This is a genomic window from Sulfurimicrobium lacus, assembly GCF_011764585.1.
Taxonomy (GTDB): Bacteria; Pseudomonadota; Gammaproteobacteria; order Burkholderiales; family Sulfuricellaceae; genus Sulfurimicrobium; species Sulfurimicrobium lacus.
The window spans coordinates 1,944,628-1,965,296 of the sequence record NZ_AP022853.1 but is presented as its reverse complement, the minus strand read 5'-3'; the positions used below and the strand labels follow the sequence as shown (position 1 = coordinate 1,965,296).

Sequence of the window (20,669 nt, the reverse complement as noted above, 5' to 3'; positions counted from 1 at the left end):
CATGCGTATCTACGAAATCGCTGCAGTCGCCAAAGGCAAGCGCGAACAGTTCCATGTGCTGGCACCGCACAGCGCCAAGGCGGCGCTGCTCGCCATCGATCTGCTGTTCCCCGACCTGGCCGACGATGCGCCCATCCCTTCGGGGTTTTCCATTTCCGTTAAATGCAGGAGCAAGAAGCAATGACCCCGCTGTCCCTTCTCCCCATCGCGCATGCCACCGCGCAGATGTCGAAAGACCCGAGCACCAAAGTCGGCGCGCTGATCGTCGGCCCGCACAACGAGATCCGCGCCAGCGGGTGGAACGGTTTCCCGCGCGGCGTGGCCGATACGCTGGACCGTTTGAATGACCGCGACCTCAAGTACCTGTTCGTCGTGCACGCCGAGGCGAACGCCATCGCCAATGCGGCGAGGAGCGGCACGCCCACCCACGGCTGCGCCTTGGTGGTGACGGCCCTGCACCCGTGCAACGAGTGCGCCAAGACCGTCATTCAGGCCGGCATCAGGAAAGTGTACGCACCCCTGCCGGAAGACGACGGGCGCTGGGCGGCCTCGTTCGCCATCGCATCCGAGATGTTCCGCGAGGCGGGCATCGCGGTTGAATTTTATTAGAGGATTTCCGGCGTTGATAAACCACCAACTCACAGGAGGCGATCAGGGATTGGACACCCAGCCGGTGCTGACGGGCAAGCCGTCACCCCACAAGGAGAACCGGCTGACCAGGCAGGAGAAGAAGATCGAGGAACTGAAGCAGCGCCTCAGTACCGCGCGCACCAAGGAGATCATCCTGCTCAACCAGATCATCGCGCTCAAAGAGAAATGCAGGAAGTGTGAAAAACAAGGAGATTGCAAATGAGCCGTTTTTTCTACCGTTTCAGAATGTACCGTGGCTGGGGCTACGACGTCATCACCGCAGCGCGCAATGCCTGGAGGAAGGCATGAGAGAAAGCACGATTGAGGATTACCTCGTCAAGCGCGTGAAGGAGATGGGTGGCGAGATCCGCAAAGTTCGCTGGATCGGGCGCAACGGCGCACCGGATCGCCTGGTAATGCTGCCGGAGTGGAGCTGCTGGGTGGAGTTGAAAGCGCCAGGTGAGAAGGCCAAGCCGCACCAGATCCGCGAGCACGAGCGCATCCGCAAGGCCGGCTTAAGTGTCGCCGTGATCGACTCACTCGAAGGGGTGGACGAATTGCTGGGGGTGGTGTGATGGTAGTGCTGACTGAAAACGAACTATCGGCGTTGATGTGCTTCGCCTACGTTCTAGGAGTTGTTGTGGGAATGCTGATGCGCAAGGTGGATGGATGAACGCCTACTACAACGAGATCGACCCCTACGCGGCCCAATGGCTGCGCAACCTGATTGCGGCGGGGCATATCGCACCCGGCGAAGTAGACGAGAGGAGCATATTGGATGTACGGCCCGACGACCTTAGAGAGTTCACGCAATGCCATTTCTTCGCCGGAGTCGGCGTGTGGAATCACGCCCTGCGCCTTGCAGGATGGCCCGACGACAAGCCCGTGTGGACTGGATCATGCCCTTGCCAGCCTTTCAGCGTGGCAGGCGCTGGTGGTGGGTTTAACGACGAGCGGCACCTATGGCCATACTGGCACTTCCTCATCGAGCAGTGCCGCCCTCCGGTCGTCTTTGGTGAGCAGGTTGAAGCAGCGATTAGACACGGTTGGCTCGACCTTGTTCAAGCTGACATGGAAGGAATCGGCTACGCCTTCGCGGCGGCCGGTGTTCCTGCTGCGGGCGTCGGCGCCCCGCACATCCGCCAGCGGTTGTGGTTCGTGGCCGACGCCATTGACGGTGCCGGACAGCGAAGCGAGCCACGGGCAGTTGAGCGGGTCGTTTCGAAAAGCCTTGGCGAAGTGCATGCTGGCAAGCTGGCCCACCACGACGGCGAACGACAGCAACAGGTCGCCGGCCAGGGATTTCGCACCGACACCGAACATGACGCTCAACCACACGGCGGCACTGGCCGGCTGGGTGACGACGACCACGAGGGACTGGAAGGACTCGCCGGGCATGGCGACGGAGAGCAGGGACGGCCGCAGCCGACTGGATCAATTACCACGGCAGGCGCAGTTAATGGATTTTGGGCAAACGCCGACTGGCTCCCCTGCCGCGACGGCAAGTGGCGGCCAGTTGAACCCGGCACATTCCCGCTGGCTCATGGGGCTCCCGCCAGAGTGGGACGCCTGCGCGCCTACGGTAACGCCATCGTCGCGCAAGTCGCGGCCGAAATCGTGAGCGCGTACCTGGAGTGCCGGCCATGACCCGCATATACACCCCCCGCCCGTACCAGGGCATCATCTCCGGCCACATTCTGGAAACCGAGCGCTGCGCCGTGTGGGCTGGCATGGGTCTGGGCAAGACCATTTCCACCTTCACCGCTCTTGATGCGCTGTTCATGGCGGGCGAGGACGCGCCCGTGCTGGTGCTCGCCCCGTTGCGCGTCGCCAAGACGACATGGCCGGAGGAGGCGCGCAAGTGGCAGCACCTTCGGCACATCGACGTGATGCCCATCGTCGGCAGCGAGCAGGAGCGCCGCGCCGCTTTGAAGTACGACGCCTCAGTCTACACCACCAACTATGAAAACCTCGTCTGGCTCACCGAGCACTACGGCGAGCGCTGGCCCTTCCGCACCGTGATCTCGGACGAGAGCACCAAGCTCAAGTCATTCCGCCTGCGGCAGGGCGGCAAGCGCGCCCAGGCGCTGGGCCGCGTGGCGCATACCAAGATCAAGCGCTTCGTCGAACTCACCGGCACGCCATCCCCAAACGGGCTGGCCGACTTGTGGGGGCAGATGTGGTTCGTGGACGGCGGCAAGCGCCTCGGCCGCACGTTCGACTCCTTCCGCCAGCGCTGGTTTCAGAAGTCCTTCGACGGCTTCGGCATGACCGCCATGCCGCACGCCCAGGAGCAGATACACGAAGCGCTGCGCGACGTGTGCCTCACCATCGACGCCAAGGACTGGTTCGACCTGGACGAGCCGATCGTCAACAACATCTACGTGGACCTGCCGATCCGCGCGCGCCAGCTGTACCGCGACATGGAACGCCAGATGTTCATGGAACTGGAAGGCCACGGCGTCGAAGCCGTGAACGCCGCGGCGCGGACGATCAAGTGCTTGCAGATCGCCAACGGCGCGGCATACGTGGACGAGCAACAGAACTGGAAGGAAGTGCATGATGAGAAATTACAAGCGCTCGAAGACATCATCGAGGAAGCTGCTGGCGCCCCTGTATTGGTTGCTTATCACTTTAGAAGTGATCTTGAACGTCTTGAGCGCGCTTTTGGGCAAGGCCGCCGACTGGATACAGACGCCCAAACAATAAGGGATTGGAACGCTGGGAAGATTCCGGTCTTGTTCGCGCACCCCGCAAGCGCGGGCCACGGTTTGAACCTGCAGGACGGCGGCAACATCCTCGTGTTCTTCGGCCATTGGTGGAACCTGGAGGAGCGCTTGCAGATCATCGAACGCATCGGCCCGGTGCGCCAGAAGCAGGCGGGGCATGACAGGCCGGTGTTTATCCACAACATCATCGCGCGCGATACGGTGGACGAGATGGTCATCGAGCGCGTCGAGACGAAGCGCGAAGTGCAGGATATTTTATTGGAAGCTATGAAAAGGAGAAAGGTGTGAGCGCATTAGAAACACAGGAGGGCGGCAGCCACTACAAGGACTTGAAGATCCAGCCCATCGAGTTCATCCACGCCAACGGCATCCCGTTCGCGGAGGGCAGCGTCATCAAGTACGTCACCCGCTGGCGCAACAAGAACGGCGTCGCTGACTTGAAGAAGGCGCGCCACTTCATCGACTTGCTGATCGAACTGGAGGAGAAGGCGCATGGCTGACGAAGCGGATCAGACAGCCGAGCGCATGGAAAAGGAAGAAGCGCTGCTCAGGCCCGCGCCCTACTAATTGCCGAAGGGCGAGCCGGGAGACTGTGACCTGTGCGGCGAGTGGTCGGGGAGGCTCATCAACGGCGCATGCGCCCCCTGCCGCGATAGACGGCATTTACCACATCAACTCAGCCAGGTCCGACCCACGCAAGTTAGCATATCGCGCGAGCATCCGAGGGTCTTTGTGCCCTGTGACCTTAGCGATCCGGGAGTCGCTCATGCCGGTGCGCTCGAACAACCGGCTGGTGGCCTCGTGCCGGAGATCATGGAAGCGCAGATCAGGACAGCCCGCCGCATCAAACACCCTGGCGAACTGCTGCGACAATCCCGCCGTAACGTCCTTGAGCTTCTCCGGTCTGCCATCCCACCACGGGAAAAGCCGATCCCCCTCCACCACCAGTAAATAGCCGCCCAGCTTCTCCAGCGCCACGCTTGACAGCGGCACCTGCCGCTTGCCGCCATTCTTGGTCTTGTCCAGGAAGATGGTTTTCTTGGCCAGGTCGATCTGGTCCACCTTCAGCGTAAACATCTCCCGCATGCGCATCGCCGTCTCAACGGCAAGTTCGAACAGTAGCGTAAGCGCCTCGGCATGCTTCGAGATCACCGGGCGTTGCTTCCCTTTCGGCTTCGCGCCGCCCAGTATCCTCCTAATGGCATCCTCCTCCCCCGGCTTGAGTCGCCGATCACGGGACTCGTCTACCCGCACCTCGGCACCCACGTCCATCCCCGCCTTGTCCGCGCCCGAGTAACTGGCGTAGCGCTTCGGCAAGAGGCGCAAAGGGTTGTGGGGCAAGATGCCAGGTTCCTTCCGCACCAGCCAATCCAGGCAGCGCGCGGTGGATCCGACGTAATGCCGAATGGTGGATGGCGACAGGTTACGTTCGCGCTTCATTTCGGCGATCCACGCTTCGGTCCAAGCGTAGCTGACGGCCGTCAGCTTCGTGGCCCCGTAGCGCGCTAGCACCACGCCCAGCAATCGGCCATCAGTATCGGGAACATGCACCGCTTTGTGGTAAGCGCGGATGACATCGGCGAGGGTCTTGGGCGCCTTGCCCTTTTCTTCAAATTCCGGCGGGACGATACCCCGATCCAGCATAGCCTCGACACGGGCGGCGTAGGCATCACCTTCCTTCTCATCGCTGAATGTCAGGGAGATTGGGCGGGGCAATACCCCCTTGCGCCGGATGATGTACTCCCAGGAGGGGCCGCGCTTGCGTTTCGTCGCCATGTAAAGACTCGCCTAAGTTACCAACCATAACGATTATAGAGTGGCAAAGAGCTTTTTACGAGTGGCAAGATGCGAATAACAACGGGTTAAAACGAACTCGCCCACTTCTGCAAGTTCGTTTTATCGTTGTAAGTCTTTGAATTTATTGGAGGCGGGGACCGGAATCGAACCGGTCTAAACGGCTTTGCAGGCCGCTGCATAACCTCTTTGCTACCCCGCCAGTGTAACCTGGCAAACTACTGGAACTAAAAAGGGAAAGCTTTACGCTTTCCCTTGTATTCTGGAGCGGGAAACGAGACTCGAACTCGCGACCTATACCTTGGCAAGGTATCGCTCTACCAACTGAGCTATTCCCGCATTTGAGAAGCCGCCATTTTAATGATCTAGCGCCTGATGTCAAGCATCCTGGCCATTCAATTTTGCTCTGCGATCTGCGGCCAGGCCTTCTTCAGGTAATAACCCATTGACCACAAAGTCAAAACCGCCGCAACGTAGATAAAAATTGTCCCGACGGCCTGAGAATCAATCTGGCCGCCAATCTTGCCGTGATAGAGCAAAAGAGGAATCGCGGCCATCTGTGCGGTGGTTTTCAGCTTGCCGACGAAGGAGACCGCCACGTTCTTGCTCTTGCCGAGCCCGGCCATCCACTCGCGCAGGGCGGAAATCGCGATTTCGCGGCCGATGATGATGAGGGCGATGCCGGCGTCCACGCGCTGCAGCTTGACCAACAATACGAGGGCGGCAGCCACCATGAGCTTATCGGCGACTGGATCGAGAAAGGCACCGAACGCGGACGTCTGGTTCAAAGCCCGCGCCAGGTAGCCGTCGAGCCAGTCGGTAACAGCGGCGGCGGCAAATATCGCCGTGGCGATGAGGTTGACTTCATGCGCGGAAAACCAGTCCTGCGGCAAATAGAACATGACGACGAATACCGGTATCAGGAGGATCCTGAGCCAGGTAAGTAGATTCGGTATATTTAATGGCATGTTGGCCTAACAAGTAAGCTATCAGCTATCAGTGGTCAGCCATCAGCAAGCCCCCTCACGGGGTTCTGGCTGACAGCTGATAGCTGACTTCTAACAGCTAGTGTAATTCCTCGTAAATCTTTTCCGCCAGCGCACGGCTGATCCCTTCCACCTGGGTAAGCTCGTCCACGTTGGCCGCTACCACCCCTTTCAAACCGCCGAAACGGGCCAGCAAGCGCTGCCTCCGCTTGGCGCCGATGCCGCCGATGTCCTCCAGGGAGGAATGGGTCCGCGCCTTGCCGCGCTTGGCCCGGTGGCCGCTGATGGCGAACCGGTGGGCCTCGTCGCGGATTTGCTGGATCAGGTGCAGGGCCGGGCTATCCTTGGGTAATTGTAACGGTTTGTCGCGATCAGGGAAAATAAGCTGCTCCAGGCCGGGTTTGCGCGCCTCGCCCTTGGCCACGCCCACCAGCGCCACATCGTTCAAGCCGAGGTCGGCGAGCACCTCTACCGCGATGCCGAGTTGCCCCTTTCCGCCATCGATCAGGATCAGGTCCGGCATCTTGCCCTCGCCCGCCGCGATCTTGCTGTAGCGCCGTTGCAGCGCGTCGCGCATGGCGGCGAAATCGTCGCCCGGCGTAATGCCGCTGATGTTGTAGCGGCGGTATTCGCCGTTGCGCATGTCGCCCTGGTCGAATACCACGCACGAAGCCACGGTCGCCTCGCCCATGGTATGGCTGATGTCGAAGCACTCGATGCGCTGCAGGGCGTCGGTCAGGTCCAGCGCCTGCTGCAACGCCGCCAGCCGGGCCTCCTGGTTCGCCTGCTGGCTGAGGCGCTGCGCCACGGCCAGGCGCGCGTTGGTGAGCGCCATTTCCACCCACACGCGGCGCTCGCCGGTGACGCGCCAGCTGATCTGCACCTTGTGGCGCGCCTGCTCGCTCAGCAAGGTCTCCAGCGCTTCGCCGTCAAGCGCCTCGCTGACGAGAATCTGGCGCGGCACCGGCTGGCTGAGGTAGTGCTGCTCAAGGAACGCTTCCAGCGCCGCTGCGGTGTCGTACTGGCCGGCATTGCTGGGGAAGAAGCTCTTGTCGCCCAAGTGCCGCCCGCCCCGCACCATCACCAGGTTGACGCACACCATGCCTTGCTGCTCGTAGCACGCGACGATGTCCGCATCCGCCCCGCTGCTGCTGCTGACGTACTGCTTCTCCTGCACCCGGCGCAAGGCGCCGATCTGGTCGCGGTACAGCGCGGCTTCCTCGTAATGCAACTGCTCTGCCGCCAGCTGCATTTTTTCGGAAATGGCTGATATCACCTGTTGATCTTTGCCCTGCATGAACAAGGCGGCATGGTGCACGTCGGCGCGGTAGCTCTCCGGGTCGATCAAACCCACGCAGGGCGCAGTACAGCGCTGGATCTGGTGCAGCAGGCAGGGGCGCGAGCGGTTGCTGAACACGCTGTCCTCGCAGGTGCGCAGGCGGAACACCTTCTGCAGCAGCTGGATGCTCTCCTTGACCGCGCCGGCATTGGGGAAAGGGCCGAAATACTGGTTGCCCTTGTGCTGCACGCCGCGGTAGTAGCCGAGCCGGGGAAAACGGTGCCCGGTGAGGACGATGAAGGGATAGGACTTGTCGTCGCGAAACAGGATATTGAAACGCGGCGCGAGCGACTTGATCAGGTTGTTTTCCAGCAGCAGCGCTTCGGCCTCGCTGCGCGTGACCGTGGTCTCGATATTGGCGATCTGCGAGACCATCAGGCGCGTGCGCGGAATGTGGTCGGTCTTCTGGAAATAGGACGTCACGCGCTTCTTGAGGTCACGCGCCTTGCCGACGTAGATCACCTCCCCCGCCGCGTTGAACATGCGGTAGACGCCGGGGAGGTGGGGCAAATTGGCGAGAAAGGTCTTGCTGTCGAACATTACTCGTCGTCTAGCAGCTTTCCCGCGATCGCCCAGTTTTCTTCGGGCAATTCGTCAAAAGCAATGTAGGTATAGGATTTCGGCTTGAGGGCGATACGCTCCAGCGTATCGGTGATTTCCTCGGCGATTTTCTGCTTCTGTTCGCGGCTCAGCGTTCCGGCGATGCGGATGTTGACGTAGGGCATAGTGAAGGTCCATCAAGGTAATGACGAATATCGGCGAACACCGCCTCGAACATCTCGGCGGTAAGGCGCCTGGTCTGAGTATTATAGCGGCTGCAATGGTAGCTGGAATAAAGGCTCAGGCCGCTGGGCAGCTGGTAGTGGGTGCCATGCCCGAACGGGTAAGCCTTGATCTTCAACCCCTGCGCCAGCAGCACCGCCTGATGCGCGACATTGCCCAGCGCCAGCACCGCCGTGCCTTCCGGCAAGCCCGCCAGCTCGCTGCGCAGGTAAGCGTTGCACTGGCGGATCTCGGCGGTTTCCGGCTTGTTCTGCGGCGGCAGGCACTTCACTGCGTTGGTGATGCGGCAGTCCAGCAATTGCAGCGCATCATCGGCGCTGACGGATTCCGGCTGGCTGGCAAAACCGAAACGGTGCAGGGTCCGATACAACAGGATACCCGCAAAATCGCCGGTAAACGGCCGGCCGGTGCGGTTTGCACCGTGCATGCCGGGCGCCAAGCCGACTATCAGCAGACGCGGATCGGCAACGCCGAAGGGCGGCACCGGGCGCGCGAAATAATCCGGGCTATCCACCCGTACCTGGTCGAGAAAATCGGCCAGACGCGGGCACTGGCGACAGGAAGAAAGGTTCATCAACTATGTCCGCAACTGTTAGTGGGATCGTTCAGCGGCAAATTGCCCTCGTGGATGCCGATACTGCCCACCGCATGGATCGCCTTGAGGAAATTGGCGTCTTCGTGCAATTTCGCCATCGACAGCGGATGCGGCTTGCCGTGCATGCGCAGCAGGCGCAACACGCCCACCGCCGGCATTTCGTAATGCAGGCCGGCCAGCAGTTCATCCGCGTCATCCGGCTTGTTGCATAGCAGCACCATGTCGCAGCCGGCCTTGAGCGCCGCCATTGCCCGCTGCACCGGCCCGCCGGCCACGTGCGCCCCGGCCATGGAGAGATCGTCGCTGAAGATCACGCCGTCGAAACCCAGCCGCTTGCGCAATATATCCTTCAGCCAGACGCTGGAGAATCCCGCCGGATTCGGGTCCACACGGGGATAGATCACGTGGGCGGGCATGATGGCAGCCATGCCGAAATCGATCATCTGCCGGAACGGCACCAGGTCTTCGTCCTCGATATCTGCAAAGGAACGCTCGTCCACCGGCACTTCAAGATGCGAATCGGCGCGCACGAAGCCGTGGCCGGGAAAATGCTTCCCCACCGCCGCCATGCCGCCCAGCTTCAATCCCAGCATCAGGCTGTGCGCCAGATCGGCAATGGCCTGCGGCTTGCGGTGAAAAGCGCGGCTGCCGATCACGCCGCTGGCGCCGTAATCGACGTCCAGCACCGGGGTGAAGCTGAAATCCACCCCATGCGCGCGCAGTTCGGCGGCAAGCACATGGCCGGTCTGCTGCGCGAGAGACTTGGCGCGGCCGTGGTGTTCGTCCCAGATCATCCCGAGCTCGCGCATCGGCGGCAGGCGGGTGAAACCTTCCTTGAAGCGTTGCACCCTGCCCCCCTCATGGTCCACCGCGATCAGCAGCGGAGGCGTGCGCAGGGCGTGTATTTCGGCGGTGAGCTGGCGCAGCTGTTCCGGCGATTCGTAGTTGCGGCTGAACAAAATTACCCCGCCGACCAGCGGATGCTTCAATCGCCGGCGATCGTCGTCGCTCAGCGTCTTTCCCACCACATCCAGCATCACCGGGCCCAGCGACATGCTCTCTCCTTATTTTTCAAGAACCACGAAAGCCGCAGCCATTTCTTTCTCATCGCTGATGGAAAGGTGATGGCTGCGAATGGCATGACGGCCGAGCACTGCGGCCAGTTCGGGATCAAAATTCAATAATGGTTTGCCCAGCTCATCGTGGACCACGCTGATATTGCGCCAGGTCACCGGGGCGCGCATCCCCGTGCCAAGGGCTTTGGAGAAAGCCTCCTTGGCAGCGAATCGCTTGGCGAGAAAGCGCGCGGGCTGGGCATTGGCGATAAAACCGTCCCACTCCTGCGGCGCCAGAATGCGTTGCGCGAAAGCCTCGCCATGCCGCGCCAACGCCGCCGCGATGCGATGGATAGAAACGATGTCGGTACCGATGCCGAAAATCACTTAAGAACGGGCCGCCAACATCAGGGATTTCATTTCCCGCACTGCGTTCTCCCAGCCGACGAAGAGCGCGTGAGCGACGATGGCGTGACCGATGTTGAGTTCGGCCATGCCCGGCAGCGCGGCAATGGGCTGAACGTTGTGGTAGTGCAAACCGTGTCCGGCATTGACCTGCAGGCCGATGGACTGGCCGTAGGCCACGGCATCGGCAATGCGTTCGAATTCCTTTTGCTGCTCGACCCGGCTGGTCGCATCGGCGTAATGGCCGGTATGAATTTCCACCACCGGAGCACCGGCGGCCTTTGATGCGTCCAGCTGCTTGCGGTCGGCATCGATGAACAGCGACACGCGAATCCCCGCCGCACCCAGCGCAGCACAGGCTTCCCTCACCTTGGCGAAATGCGCCGCCACATCCAGCCCGCCTTCGGTCGTCAGCTCCTCGCGCTTTTCCGGCACCAGGCACACGTCCTGGGGACGAATGCGCAACGCGATCTGCACCATCTCGTCGGTCACCGCCATTTCCAGGTTCATGCGCGTCTGCAGCGACTGGCGCAGGATTTCCACGTCGGCGTCCTGGATGTGGCGGCGATCCTCGCGCAGATGCAGGGTAATCACGTCCGCCCCGGCGGATTCCGCCATCAGCGCCGCTTGCACCGGGCTGGGATAGATCGTGCCGCGTGCCTGGCGCAGGGTGGCGACGTGGTCGATGTTGACGCCCAACTGGATCATCCTGAAAACCTCGGTTGACCGCTCATTTTTATAATTAACATCATGATTATGCATTTCTTTTTCCCGCTACAGGCTGGATTGCACGATTTTTCGAACACCGGGCGGCGTTATAACTCCTTGGAATGGAACAACCATTCCGCGTCGTTATGCCTTGCCCCGTGCCCGAAAAATCGCACACCCCAGCCTGTTCAACCAAGGTTTCCAGGATCATATTTGCTGTAAATCCTTCAAAAATTGCCGCGTATGGAGCTGCTGGTCGCCCAGATAGTGGTTGAGCAACGTACGCATGAGTGTTTTTCCCTGCTGCAGCGTGACAGGATCGCTATAGTCGTCGGCCGCCAGATCGAGCAGGGTTTTGCCGCGCAATTCTACACCGATTTCGCCCGCGGATTGCCGCACCGGGCCGCGCTCGATCACGTAGCGATAGGATTCTCCGGCTACTACCGGCGCATTTGTGCCAGCTTCGCGGTCGAGCGTCAGCGCATAGCCCAGCTCCTGCAGCAGGCGCTTTTCGAAACGCCGCAGAATTGCCGCAAAGTCGCTGCAGGAACTCAGCAACTGCAGTGTCTCTTGGTAATGGCGGAACAAAGTCTCGTGAGGATCGTCGCGCGGCAACAGCTTGAGCAGTAGTTCATTGAGATAGAAGCCGCACATCAGCGCCATGCCCTGCAGTTGCGGCTGGCCGCCCTGCCACTCCGCGCTATGCAGGGTGCGCAGCTCGGCCTTGCCGAACCAGCTCAGATGCAAGGGCTGAAAAGCCATCAGCAAGCCGCGTACCGCCGACTTGGGGCGCCGCGCCCCGCGCGCCATGAGCGGCAGGCGGCCGAAGTTCTGGCTGAACACTTCGACGATCAGGCTGGTCTCGCGGTAGGGGTAGGTATGCAGGACATAGGCAGGCTGGTCTTCCTGCCGGGATTTATTTACGTTCACCATCACTCAATTCGGGTTGTGGGCGGCCAAGCGGGCCTTGCGAGCCCTTGCCGCCGTAGTCGAGTGAGTGAGTATAAATCAAAGAATCCCTGAATATTGCTGTTCGCTCATGCAGTCGTGTAGTAAAGCTCCGCGATTTCGCTGTAGGTCTTTTCGTCAAGCCGTCGCCACTCGTCCTTCAATTCCTTGTCCAGTTCCGGGCGACTGATCTTGAAGAAATCGGATTCAAGACCTCTCAGAATCTGTCTGATCATATCCTCTTTTTTCATGATGTTCTCCTTTGCTTCCCGGACGCTTTGCTTAAGTTATTTATCGGCTCCTGGCCGCTTAACTTTAGTTTCAGCCTCCCTGCTTGAACAGGAAGCATAGCGCATACCAGCCCTGGGGCATGTTGTTGAAAATGGCTCTGGAATTGATTTGGAGAGAAACCACAGGGCATTTAATGAAGCCCGATGAAACAAAACGCGGCAAGATTTGCCGTCTTTCTGCCCAGGTGCGTCACTTCTGTTTCTGAAAACGCGGGCCTTTGGATTTCCGGCGGAAATAGAGGGAATTCCCTGAATAGCGAATACAGACTGGACAGTACATCAAATGCATGGTCATTCGAGTAATCTTGGACCCATTGCTTCGCGAGGAGAAAAGCATGGCCAAGGTCTTTCAGCAAAGATCCAGGACCGACAGGCGAAAAATCGAATGCGATCCGCCCAAAGGCTGGAAAGACCGCCGGAGAACGGTGGAACGGCGTATGCCGGTGGTAGTTGAACTCTCCTTCGAGGAATGCGTCGCATTGATGTGCCAAATGCCTTTCCGCCGCTTCAAGGAAAACAATTTCCTGGCCGATTATCAGCTAGACCCTTTCGCATCGACAACAAAAAACGCCCCTTAAATTTCTTCGTCTATATTAGTCCGCACATCCGCCTGACGGCGGTTATTGCGCCTGCGCTCCTGTTCAGCACGGGAATTCAACAGCAACTTATCGCGCTCTTTGCCGATTCGCCTGCATATGCCGCGCCTGTCCGTCTCGGTGCGATGTTCCACGCCCTTTTCTTCTCGCTCCGCACCGACTCCCACGGGACGCCGATAATGGGTAATTATTATCGGCGCGAGAACCGGCGTGGAGATGGGCCGGACTGGTCGAGCCCGTTCGACCAGCTTCACCCCTTCCGCATCTACCGCAGAAACTGGAGGGGGAATACTGGGCACGTAGCGCACTGAACACCCGCTTCAGAAAAGGTAGTTACGGGCACGCGGCTTGCGCCGTTCGACGGAGCAGCGACGCTCCATCCAACCGGAAAGCGGACCCAGCTTCAAAGTGCGCCTATCCCTTCCGGATCTTGCCTTGAGTCTATTAGCCATGACATTTTCCTCCTGATAAGCATTGAGTTCCCAATAACAAAGACAACAAAACCATGATCCGGTTTCGCAAAAGCGCGGAAGCGCATGTAGCTATCCAGCAGCAGCCCGAAGTTAAATGATACGGCAGGGTGAAGTACTCAACCCATATGGAATTACATGCTTTACGTAATTGAAGAGCGCCACCCTCAAGCGTAGGCTCAATCGTCAAGGGAACAAAAAAGGGCTGCAAACCCAAGTACAAGGAGAACGATCATGGACCTCGTGGACTTTCTCATCAATGTGCATCCAGCACTTCCCATGGACGAGCGCTTGCGTCTGGAATCGTCGATCAACAAACTCGATGGCGTGGTATCGGCATGCTTCAGCCCAGGCCATCCGCACATGCTGACCATCACCTACAATCCGAAAGCCGTAAGCTCCGACGCAGTGCTGGAGCACGTCTGCCAGCGTGGCATCACTGCGGACAAGGTCGGCATGTGAACGGGGCTGCTGTGGAACTACCTCGTTAGCTCGCCACCATCACGAGGCGTGTTTCCTCGCGCCGCTCCTTCTTCGGCGGGTAGGGGATGCATCCCACCTCATTGCCTTTTTCGTTGCGGTAGACCAGTTCCTTGTTGGCGAAATTGTATTCCGGGTGGCGCGGGTCATCCCACTGGTTGAGAAAATGCACGTAGAAAGGCGAGAACAGCCCTTGCGCCGGTCTGTCCTTGCGCAGGGCGAAGACGTATTCCGGCTGGGTCTTCAGTTCGTGGCCGTCGTGGCAATACTGCACCCATACGTATTCCCCCGTTATGATCAGATTCCAAAACGGGGGGTCCTCATAGAATTTGAGCGTGACCTTCTTGCCAGCTGCCGCGAGACTGGCCAGGCGTTCGATCGTGGCCTCGGTTTCCCGCATGTAGTCTTCGATGGACGCCAGTTCGCCCAGCGATTGCACCCGCCGCTTGGCTCCCGCGCCATATGGATTCATCAGCATCACCCTGAGCTCGTAGCTGTCGTCGATGAAGCGGTGCAGGTCGCGCTTTTCAGACACGAATGTATCGTAGCCGGTAACGGACATCACCGACACGTCACGAGCCCCGCGGATCTTGTTGCGCATATCGCGGTCGCTCCAGCGCGAAAACCAGCTATCTCCTTCGCGCACGTGCACCAGCGAGGCGATGCGGTTCATCCGGAGGCTGCGCCGCCCGGCCCTGGCAACCAGAATCAGGTTGAACAGCGCGACGAGCACGGCGGCGAAGCTGATCTCGGTAATCATCAGTAACTTCGAGTTGCTTTCCACCCGGGGCCACCAGGTATACAGGATGTACTGGGCCGCCATCGGCAGGGAGAAAGCCACGCCGACGGCCAGCAGGGTGACGGCGGCATGGCTGAAAATATGCTTTACGGTATGAAAGAAACTGAGGAAATGCGTATCTCGATCCATAATGGAATCTCCTTCTGGCAATATCCGGGAATTGTTTGAGACAACTGGTTCGCGATGTGGTTGCAGCTTTTACGCGAAGGGGAAAGCGGGAAGTGGCCCGCAGAAGCAAGAAATTTGTAGCAGCGATGGGAATTATTGAAACACACTTCCCACTGCGCTTCCATTACAGGGCGTACATGAAGCATGACGGGAAAATGACCACTGGCAGGAAATGCAGCGGTGATGCGCAACAGGCAAGCGCAAGCGCGATGCGCCGGCGTGAGGATGTATCCCCGGACCTGCCGGAATGACTTCCCGCAGGTCCGGAGTTGTTAAGCGATTATTTCCGCATTGCCTCCAGCACGGCTTCGCCCAGTCCCGCCGGCGATTCGGCCACCACTACCCCGGCCGCCTCCAGCGCCTTGATCTTGTCGGAAGCCAGACCGCTGCCGCCCGCGATGATGGCCCCGGCATGGCCCATGCGCTTGCCTTTGGGCGCGGTCTGACCGGCGATGTAACCGGCTACCGGCTTGGTGACGTGGGCCTTGATGTATTCCGCCGCCGCCTCTTCGCGCGTGCCGCCGATTTCGCCCACCATGATGATGGCCTCGGTCTCGGGGTCGTCCTGGAACATTTTCAGGCAGTCGATAAAATCCAGCCCCTTGATCGGGTCGCCGCCGATGCCGACGCAGGTGGTCTGGCCCAGGCCGGCCTTGGTGGTCTGGTACACGGCCTCGTAGGTGAGCGTGCCGGAACGGGAGACGATGCCCACCTTGCCCTTCTTGTGGATGAAGCCGGGCATGATGCCGATCTTGCACTCGTCCGGGGTGATGATGCCGGGGCAGTTGGGCCCGATCAGCACGGACCGGCTATCCTGCAGCGCCGCCTTGACCTTCATCATGTCCAGCACCGGAATGCCTTCGGTGATGCACACGATCACCGCTATCCCCGCCGCCGCCGCTTCCATGATGGAATCAGCCGCGAAGGCAGGCGGCACGTAGATCATGGTGGCATCGGCGCCGGTTTCCTTCACTGCGTCGCGCACTGTGTTGAATACCGGAAGCTTGAGATGGGTTTGCCCGCCCTTGCCCGGCGTCACGCCGCCGACCATTTTGGTGCCGTAGGCGATCGCCTGCTCGGAGTGGAAAGTGCCCTGCTTGCCGGTGAAGCCCTGGCAGATGACCTTGGTGTTTTTATTGACCAGAATGCTCATGTTTTCTCCTACGCCACCGCTGCCACGGCGCGCTTGGCCGCATCGGTCAGATCATCGGCGGAGATCACCCCCACCCCGCTTTCGGCCAGCATTTTCTGTCCCAGTTCGACGTTGGTGCCTTCCAGGCGCACGATCACCGGCACTTTGACGCCCACTTCCTTGACCGCCGTGATGATGCCCTCGGCGATGATGTCGCAGCGCATGATGCCGCCGAAGATATTGACCAGGATGGCTTTGACGTTGGCGTCGGAAAGGATGATCTTGAACGCTTTCGCTACCGTCTCCGCCGTCGCACCGCCGCCCACGTCGAGGAAATTGGCCGGTTGGCCGCCGTGCAGCTTGATCAGGTCCATGGTCGCCATGGCCAGGCCGGCGCCGTTCACCATGCAGCCGATGTTGCCGTTGAGGGCGATGTAATTGAGATCGGCCTCGCGCGCCGCCACTTCCTTGGCGTCTTCCTGGGTCGGGTCGCGCAGCACGGCCAGTTCCTTCTGGCGGTAGAGGGCGTTGTCATCCACGCTGATCTTGCAGTCCAGCGCCACCAGTTCGCCGGCTGAGGTCACCACCAGCGGGTTGATTTCCACCAGGGACAGGTCGTTGCGCATGAATATCTGGTAGATGCCCTTGGCCAATCGGGTAAAAGCGCCGATCTGCGCGCCTTCCAGCCCCAGGCCGAAAGCGACGTTGCGGCACTGGTAATCCTGCAGCCCCCAGACCGGATCGCACACTTCGCGCAAAATCTTGTCCGGATCGGTGCGGGCGATTTCCTCGATTTCCATGCCGCCGCTGCCGGAAGCCACCAGCACGATGCGCTCCGATTCGCGGTCCACGGTCAGGCTGAGGTAAATCTCGCGCGCGATATCGAGGGTTTCCTCCACCAGCAGGCGCGTCACCATCTGCCCGTCGGGGGCATTCTGATACGTCACCAGACAACTGCCGAGCAAAGTGCTCACCGCATGGATCAGGTCGTCCACGCTGCGCACCACGCGCACCCCGCCTGCCTTGCCCCTGCCGCCGGCGTGAATTTGCGCCTTGACCACCCAGGCGTCGCCGCCCAGATGAGTCGCCGCCATTTCGGCCTGTCCTGCGTTGTCCAGCACCACGCCGCGCGGCGTGGGAATGCCTTGGTCGCGCAGCAACTGTTTCGCCTGATATTCGTGCAGATTCATGGTTTTTCTCGTTGAAAATTCACAACCGGACCCGCAGGCCCAAAGGTCGCCATTGTGGCGGAAAATTCCCGGTTAATCCAGCACAGGCCTAGCCGATAATCAGCTTGAGCCCGATGAGGATCGTCACGATTTCGAAAGCGCGCTTGATCCACAGATTGCCTTTCTTAAGCGCATAATGGCTGCCGAGATAACCGCCGATCAGCGAACCCGCCAGCAAGGCCGGCATCCAGCTCCAGGCGATGGTGCCGAGCAGGCCCAGCACCAGGGCACCGGTGCCGTTCCATACCAGACCGCACAGCACCAGGGTGTAAGCCACGGCACGCTTGTAATCGAGGCCGAAATGGTGGATCAGCCACATGGTCAGGAACAGGCCGGTGCCGGAGGTGATCGAACCGTTGAGGAAGCCGACCACGAACAGCCCGACCATGCCGCCGAGCAACGCCCTGCCCTCGCGGTTCCTCGGGCTATGCTCCATGCCCAGCCTGGGTTTGAACACCGAATACAGGCCCAGAGCGAGGGTCAAGACACCCAGGGCGAACTGGGCGTAACTGGGCGGAATCTTGAGGATGGTGCCCGCGCCCAGCACCACGCCGGGCAGGCCGGCACCCAGGATGATCAGGGAAAAGCGCCGTTCCAGGTGGCTTTCCCTGAAGTGGCGCACGGTCGCCCCCAATCCCAGTGCGACGCTCGCCACCTTGTGGGTCGCCAGCGCCACGCCGAACGGCAGGCCGAGAAAAATCAGCATGGGGAACTGGATCAGGCCGGCGCCGCCCCCGGACAGCGCGGAAAACCAGTTGGCGGTGAACGACGCGATAAAAAGTACGAGCTGATCGACAAAGCCCATCTCTATTGCGAGATCCCGAACTCCGCTGCCATCTTGACGTAGAACAGCTTCAGTTTCCGCGCCCTGAGGAGCGCCAGCAAGCTTTCGCACTGAGCTTCATCAAGCAGGAACTCGACTGCCACCGGCAGCTCCCCCGCCAGTTCGAAAAATGTCTCTTCGTGCAGCCTGCCGTGGCGCCCATACCCGTCGATGGCACGGATTACCGTGCCTCCCTTGATACCCAGGGCCTTCGCCTGTTCCAGCAGCCACTCGTAAAGCAGCTTGCCGTCCTGGCGCCGCGCCTCGCTCACGTATATTTTCAGGCAAATACCTAGCATCTCTTATCCTTTCAATGCCTTGACGGTCCAGACGCCGAATAGCGTCATCGCCAGCGAACCCGCCACGTGCAGGCCGATGATCCCGGCCGCCCAGGCATACTGGGCGCGCAACATGAGCGTGACCGTCTCGCCGGAAAAAGTCGAAAAGGTGGTCAAACCGCCGAGGAAGCCAGTCGCAATGAGCAGGCGCAATTCCGGCGTGAGACCTGGATGTTCGGCGAACACCACCATCGCCACCCCCATCAGGTAACCGCCGAGCAAATTGGCTGCCAGCGTGCCCAGCGGCAAGGTCGGAAAAAGCGGGTTGAGCAACATCCCGAACCACCAGCGCAGCCACGCCCCCACCGCGGCGCCTACACCTACTGCCAGCAAGCCGTACCAGCCCATCGCCAATCCCGATTTAAATTGATTGCGCAATTTTAGCAGGAGTTCCCATTGCGTCAGGATTATTGCTAAAGTTGCAGCATGAACGAACTGCAACGGATTTCCGCTTTCGCCTGGCATCAGGATATCGCCTACCTGATCGGCATCGTGTTGCTGGCGGCGCTGCTGCTCTACCGCTTCAAACCGGCCGTGCGCCGCACACTTGCGAACACGCTCGGCTTCTTCTTCGCCTGCCTGGGCGGACTGTTCATCAGCGGCATTGTCGATCATCTCGGATTCGCCGGCGCGGCCTCCGCCCTGCACGAACTCTTCATCGTCGCCGAAGGCATGGCCGTCATCCGGCTCTCCGGGCTGTTCGTCTTCCGCATCCTGCTTCCCCTCGTGCGCCTGACGCCGCCCAGCATCCTCGAAGACATGCTGGTCATCCTCGCCTACATCATCTGGGGCATGGTGCGACTGCGCTACGCCGGCGTGGACCTATCCGGCATCGTCACGACATCGGCCGTCATCACCGCGGTCATCGCCTTCTCCATGCAGGACACGCTCGGCAACATCCTCGGCGGGCTGGCGCTGGAGCTCGACAACTCCTTCGAAATCGGCGACTGGATCAAGGCGGACGACGTCATCGGCAAGGTGGTGGACATCCGCTGGCGCTCCACCTCGATCGAGACCCGCAACTGGGAAACGGTGGTCATCCCCAACAGCGTGCTGATGAAGACCAAGTTCAGCGTGCTCGGCAAGCGCGTGGGCCAGCCCGAACAATGGCGACGCTGGGTGTGGTTCAACGTGGACTACAGCGTCCCGCCGGTGCGGGTGACCAATATCGTTGAAAATGCCATCCAGGCCGCCGACATCCCGCTGGTCGCCAAACAGCCCGCGCCCAATTGCATCATGATGGATTTCGACAAGAGCTCGGCGCGCTACGCGGTGCGCTACTGGCTGACCGACCTCGCCAACGACGACCCCACGGATTCTGCCGTGCGCACCCATATCTACACCGCATTGGCGCGCGCCGGCATCAGGCTGCCGGTACCGGAGCAGAACGTGCACGTCATCAAGGAAGGCGAAAAACAGGACCAGGCGCGGCATACGCGCGAGACCAACCGGCGGATTGCCGCCCTGCGCAAAATCGACCTGTTCCGGCTATTCAGCGAGAGCGAACTGCATGCCGTGGCGGAAAGCCTGAAATTCGCACCCTTCGCCAAGGGCGACGCGATCACCACGCAAGGTGCGGTGGCGCACTGGCTCTACATCCTGACCGAAGGCGAAACCGACGTGGTGCTGGAAACACCCAACGGCAAACGCACCCTGAATTCCATCAAGGCGCCGAGCTTTTTCGGCGAAATGGGCATGATGACCGGCGCGCCGCGCAGCGCCACGGTGACAGCCAAAACCGACGTGGAATGCTACCGGCTGGACAAGAAGTCCTTCGAAAGCATTATCCATTCACGCCCCTCCATGGCGGAGGAAATCACCCAGGTGCTGGTAGCGCGCCAGGCCGAGCTGCATTCCGTGCAGGACGATCTCGCCGAAGCCCAGCGTTCCCAAGCGCAGCAACACTCGGAAATCCTGAGCATGGTTAAGCGTTTTTTCGGTCTGTGATAACAGATCGCAGAGGGCACGCAAGAAAAGTCAACAAGTCGGACTGCTCTGGCAATCAAAACTCCGGCGAAGCGCACATAACGTGGAAATAACCCGATGGCCGCTTGGCCGGTCGGATTGATTGCAGGGTTATGTTCTCAGAGCACATGTCTTGCCAGCAGCTCAGTTATCGCTGCGGCCCATCCAAAACAGAGAAACAAGAAAAAGTTAAATTTTGTTGTTGCATACCAGTCATCCCAGAACCGCCCTCTAAAAAGTGAGTAAAGGTCTGGCGTGAACAAAAACTTGATTGTGTCCCCCAGCGACTCAAACTTTTCACCCCAAAACATCTTTGCCAAGGACGCATAGATTGGGATGCTGAGTATCCCAACCAAGATCAAGACTTTTGGATGATCGAAAAATTCCATCGACTATACTAAGACATA

General features: G+C 60.1%; 28 protein-coding genes and 2 tRNA genes. 10 read left to right on the top strand and 20 right to left on the bottom strand.

Annotation, left to right across the window (positions count from 1 at the left end):
• Position 1 precedes the first annotated feature (1 nt).
• The 7 genes from SKTS_RS09725 (at position 2) to SKTS_RS09695 (ending at position 3,859) form a co-directional block, all read left to right on the top strand.
• Entirely contained in the window at positions 2-184 is a 183-nt protein-coding gene (locus SKTS_RS09725) for a hypothetical protein (RefSeq protein ID WP_173063927.1), read from the top strand.
• Positions 181-609: a deoxycytidylate deaminase gene (locus SKTS_RS09720; protein WP_173063924.1), complete on the top strand. Its 429-nt coding sequence runs from the start codon at positions 181-183 to the stop codon at positions 607-609. The genes SKTS_RS09725 and SKTS_RS09720 overlap by 4 nt, the downstream gene beginning before the upstream one ends.
• A 49-nt stretch (positions 610-658) precedes the next feature.
• A complete protein-coding gene (locus SKTS_RS09715) occupies positions 659-853 on the top strand; it encodes a hypothetical protein (RefSeq protein WP_173063921.1) in 195 nt (64 codons plus the stop codon).
• Positions 854-935: 82 nt separating this feature from the next.
• Positions 936-1,205, top strand: a complete 270-nt coding sequence (locus tag SKTS_RS09710) for a VRR-NUC domain-containing protein (RefSeq protein ID WP_173063918.1) — start codon at positions 936-938, stop codon at positions 1,203-1,205.
• A 94-nt stretch (positions 1,206-1,299) separates the two neighbouring features.
• Entirely contained in the window at positions 1,300-2,277 is a 978-nt protein-coding gene (locus tag SKTS_RS09705; protein WP_173063915.1) for a DNA cytosine methyltransferase, read from the top strand.
• The gene (locus SKTS_RS09700) at positions 2,274-3,647 is read left to right on the top strand and encodes an SNF2-related protein (RefSeq protein ID WP_173063912.1); all 1,374 of its coding nucleotides are present in this window, start codon (positions 2,274-2,276) and stop codon (positions 3,645-3,647) included. Before SKTS_RS09705 ends, SKTS_RS09700 begins: the two co-directional genes overlap by 4 nt.
• A complete protein-coding gene (locus SKTS_RS09695) occupies positions 3,644-3,859 on the top strand; it encodes a DUF3310 domain-containing protein (RefSeq protein ID WP_173063909.1) in 216 nt (71 codons plus the stop codon). The genes SKTS_RS09700 and SKTS_RS09695 overlap by 4 nt, the downstream gene beginning before the upstream one ends.
• Positions 3,860-4,022: 163 nt before the next feature.
• Here the strand turns inward: SKTS_RS09695 and SKTS_RS09690 are convergent, their stop codons facing one another.
• From SKTS_RS09690 to SKTS_RS09630, 13 genes are all read right to left on the bottom strand, one after another.
• A complete protein-coding gene (locus tag SKTS_RS09690) occupies positions 4,023-5,135 on the bottom strand; it encodes a tyrosine-type recombinase/integrase (RefSeq protein WP_173063906.1) in 1,113 nt (370 codons plus the stop codon).
• Positions 5,136-5,281: 146 nt separating this feature from the next.
• A tRNA-Cys gene (locus SKTS_RS09685) sits at positions 5,282-5,355 on the bottom strand.
• A 61-nt stretch (positions 5,356-5,416) separates the two neighbouring features.
• Positions 5,417-5,492, bottom strand: a tRNA-Gly gene (locus SKTS_RS09680).
• Positions 5,493-5,548: 56 nt separating this feature from the next.
• Positions 5,549-6,121 carry a CDP-diacylglycerol--glycerol-3-phosphate 3-phosphatidyltransferase gene (gene pgsA / locus SKTS_RS09675; protein ID WP_173063903.1) on the bottom strand — a complete coding sequence of 191 codons (573 nt, stop codon included), beginning with the start codon at positions 6,119-6,121 and terminating at the stop codon, positions 5,549-5,551.
• Positions 6,122-6,218: 97 nt separating this feature from the next.
• Complete coding sequence (gene uvrC, locus SKTS_RS09670) at positions 6,219-8,018, bottom strand: excinuclease ABC subunit UvrC (RefSeq protein WP_173063900.1); 1,800 nt, start codon at positions 8,016-8,018, stop codon at positions 6,219-6,221.
• The gene (locus SKTS_RS09665; protein WP_173063897.1) at positions 8,018-8,203 is read right to left on the bottom strand and encodes a tautomerase family protein; all 186 of its coding nucleotides are present in this window, start codon (positions 8,201-8,203) and stop codon (positions 8,018-8,020) included. The genes uvrC and SKTS_RS09665 overlap by 1 nt, the downstream gene beginning before the upstream one ends.
• Positions 8,167-8,835 carry a uracil-DNA glycosylase gene (locus SKTS_RS09660; protein ID WP_173063894.1) on the bottom strand — a complete coding sequence of 223 codons (669 nt, stop codon included), beginning with the start codon at positions 8,833-8,835 and terminating at the stop codon, positions 8,167-8,169. Before SKTS_RS09660 ends, SKTS_RS09665 begins: the two co-directional genes overlap by 37 nt.
• On the bottom strand, positions 8,835-9,911 hold the full coding sequence (gene nagZ, locus SKTS_RS09655) for a beta-N-acetylhexosaminidase (protein ID WP_173063891.1): 1,077 nt from the start codon (positions 9,909-9,911) through the stop codon (positions 8,835-8,837). Before nagZ ends, SKTS_RS09660 begins: the two co-directional genes overlap by 1 nt.
• A gap of 9 nt (positions 9,912-9,920) precedes the next feature.
• Positions 9,921-10,298: a holo-ACP synthase gene (gene acpS / locus SKTS_RS09650; RefSeq protein ID WP_173063888.1), complete on the bottom strand. Its 378-nt coding sequence runs from the start codon at positions 10,296-10,298 to the stop codon at positions 9,921-9,923.
• Positions 10,299-11,024 (bottom strand): pyridoxine 5'-phosphate synthase, encoded by a 726-nt coding sequence (gene pdxJ, locus SKTS_RS09645; RefSeq protein WP_173063885.1) that lies wholly within the window; start codon positions 11,022-11,024, stop codon positions 10,299-10,301.
• 207 nt (positions 11,025-11,231) lie between these two features.
• Complete coding sequence (gene recO, locus SKTS_RS09640) at positions 11,232-11,957, bottom strand: DNA repair protein RecO (protein ID WP_173063882.1); 726 nt, start codon at positions 11,955-11,957, stop codon at positions 11,232-11,234.
• A gap of 104 nt (positions 11,958-12,061) precedes the next feature.
• Entirely contained in the window at positions 12,062-12,223 is a 162-nt protein-coding gene (locus tag SKTS_RS09635) for a hypothetical protein (protein WP_173063880.1), read from the bottom strand.
• 170 nt (positions 12,224-12,393) lie between these two features.
• The gene (locus tag SKTS_RS09630) at positions 12,394-12,753 is read right to left on the bottom strand and encodes a hypothetical protein (protein WP_173063877.1); all 360 of its coding nucleotides are present in this window, start codon (positions 12,751-12,753) and stop codon (positions 12,394-12,396) included.
• Here SKTS_RS09630 and SKTS_RS09625 point away from each other — a divergent pair.
• Together SKTS_RS09625 and SKTS_RS09620 are read left to right on the top strand one after the other, a co-directional pair.
• On the top strand, positions 12,732-13,169 hold the full coding sequence (locus tag SKTS_RS09625) for a hypothetical protein (RefSeq protein WP_173063874.1): 438 nt from the start codon (positions 12,732-12,734) through the stop codon (positions 13,167-13,169). The genes SKTS_RS09630 and SKTS_RS09625 overlap by 22 nt on opposite strands.
• 393 nt (positions 13,170-13,562) lie before the next feature.
• Positions 13,563-13,790: a hypothetical protein gene (locus tag SKTS_RS09620; protein WP_173063872.1), complete on the top strand. Its 228-nt coding sequence runs from the start codon at positions 13,563-13,565 to the stop codon at positions 13,788-13,790.
• Between the two features lie 25 nt (positions 13,791-13,815).
• On the opposite strand, the gene SKTS_RS09615 is transcribed toward SKTS_RS09620, so the two are convergent.
• The 6 genes from SKTS_RS09615 to crcB all read right to left on the bottom strand — a co-directional run bounded on the left by SKTS_RS09615 (position 13,816) and on the right by crcB (position 18,645).
• Positions 13,816-14,736, bottom strand: coding sequence for a hypothetical protein (locus SKTS_RS09615; RefSeq protein ID WP_173063869.1), 921 nt, complete (start codon positions 14,734-14,736; stop codon positions 13,816-13,818).
• A 319-nt stretch (positions 14,737-15,055) separates the two neighbouring features.
• Positions 15,056-15,928, bottom strand: coding sequence for a succinate--CoA ligase subunit alpha (gene sucD, locus SKTS_RS09610; protein ID WP_173063865.1), 873 nt, complete (start codon positions 15,926-15,928; stop codon positions 15,056-15,058).
• An 8-nt stretch (positions 15,929-15,936) separates the two neighbouring features.
• Positions 15,937-17,097, bottom strand: a complete 1,161-nt coding sequence (sucC, locus tag SKTS_RS09605; protein WP_173063862.1) for an ADP-forming succinate--CoA ligase subunit beta — start codon at positions 17,095-17,097, stop codon at positions 15,937-15,939.
• 88 nt (positions 17,098-17,185) lie between these two features.
• The gene (locus SKTS_RS09600; RefSeq protein ID WP_173063859.1) at positions 17,186-17,941 is read right to left on the bottom strand and encodes a sulfite exporter TauE/SafE family protein; all 756 of its coding nucleotides are present in this window, start codon (positions 17,939-17,941) and stop codon (positions 17,186-17,188) included.
• 2 nt (positions 17,942-17,943) lie between these two features.
• The gene (locus SKTS_RS09595; protein ID WP_173063856.1) at positions 17,944-18,258 is read right to left on the bottom strand and encodes a DUF190 domain-containing protein; all 315 of its coding nucleotides are present in this window, start codon (positions 18,256-18,258) and stop codon (positions 17,944-17,946) included.
• Positions 18,259-18,261: 3 nt separating this feature from the next.
• Positions 18,262-18,645 carry a fluoride efflux transporter CrcB gene (crcB, locus tag SKTS_RS09590; RefSeq protein ID WP_173069127.1) on the bottom strand — a complete coding sequence of 128 codons (384 nt, stop codon included), beginning with the start codon at positions 18,643-18,645 and terminating at the stop codon, positions 18,262-18,264.
• Positions 18,646-18,723: 78 nt separating this feature from the next.
• On the opposite strand from crcB, the gene SKTS_RS09585 reads away from it, so the two are divergent.
• Positions 18,724-20,244 (top strand): mechanosensitive ion channel family protein, encoded by a 1,521-nt coding sequence (locus tag SKTS_RS09585; RefSeq protein WP_173063853.1) that lies wholly within the window; start codon positions 18,724-18,726, stop codon positions 20,242-20,244.
• A 137-nt stretch (positions 20,245-20,381) separates the two neighbouring features.
• On the opposite strand, the gene SKTS_RS09580 is transcribed toward SKTS_RS09585, so the two are convergent.
• On the bottom strand, positions 20,382-20,651 hold the full coding sequence (locus SKTS_RS09580) for a hypothetical protein (RefSeq protein ID WP_173063850.1): 270 nt from the start codon (positions 20,649-20,651) through the stop codon (positions 20,382-20,384).
• Positions 20,652-20,669 lie beyond the last annotated feature (18 nt).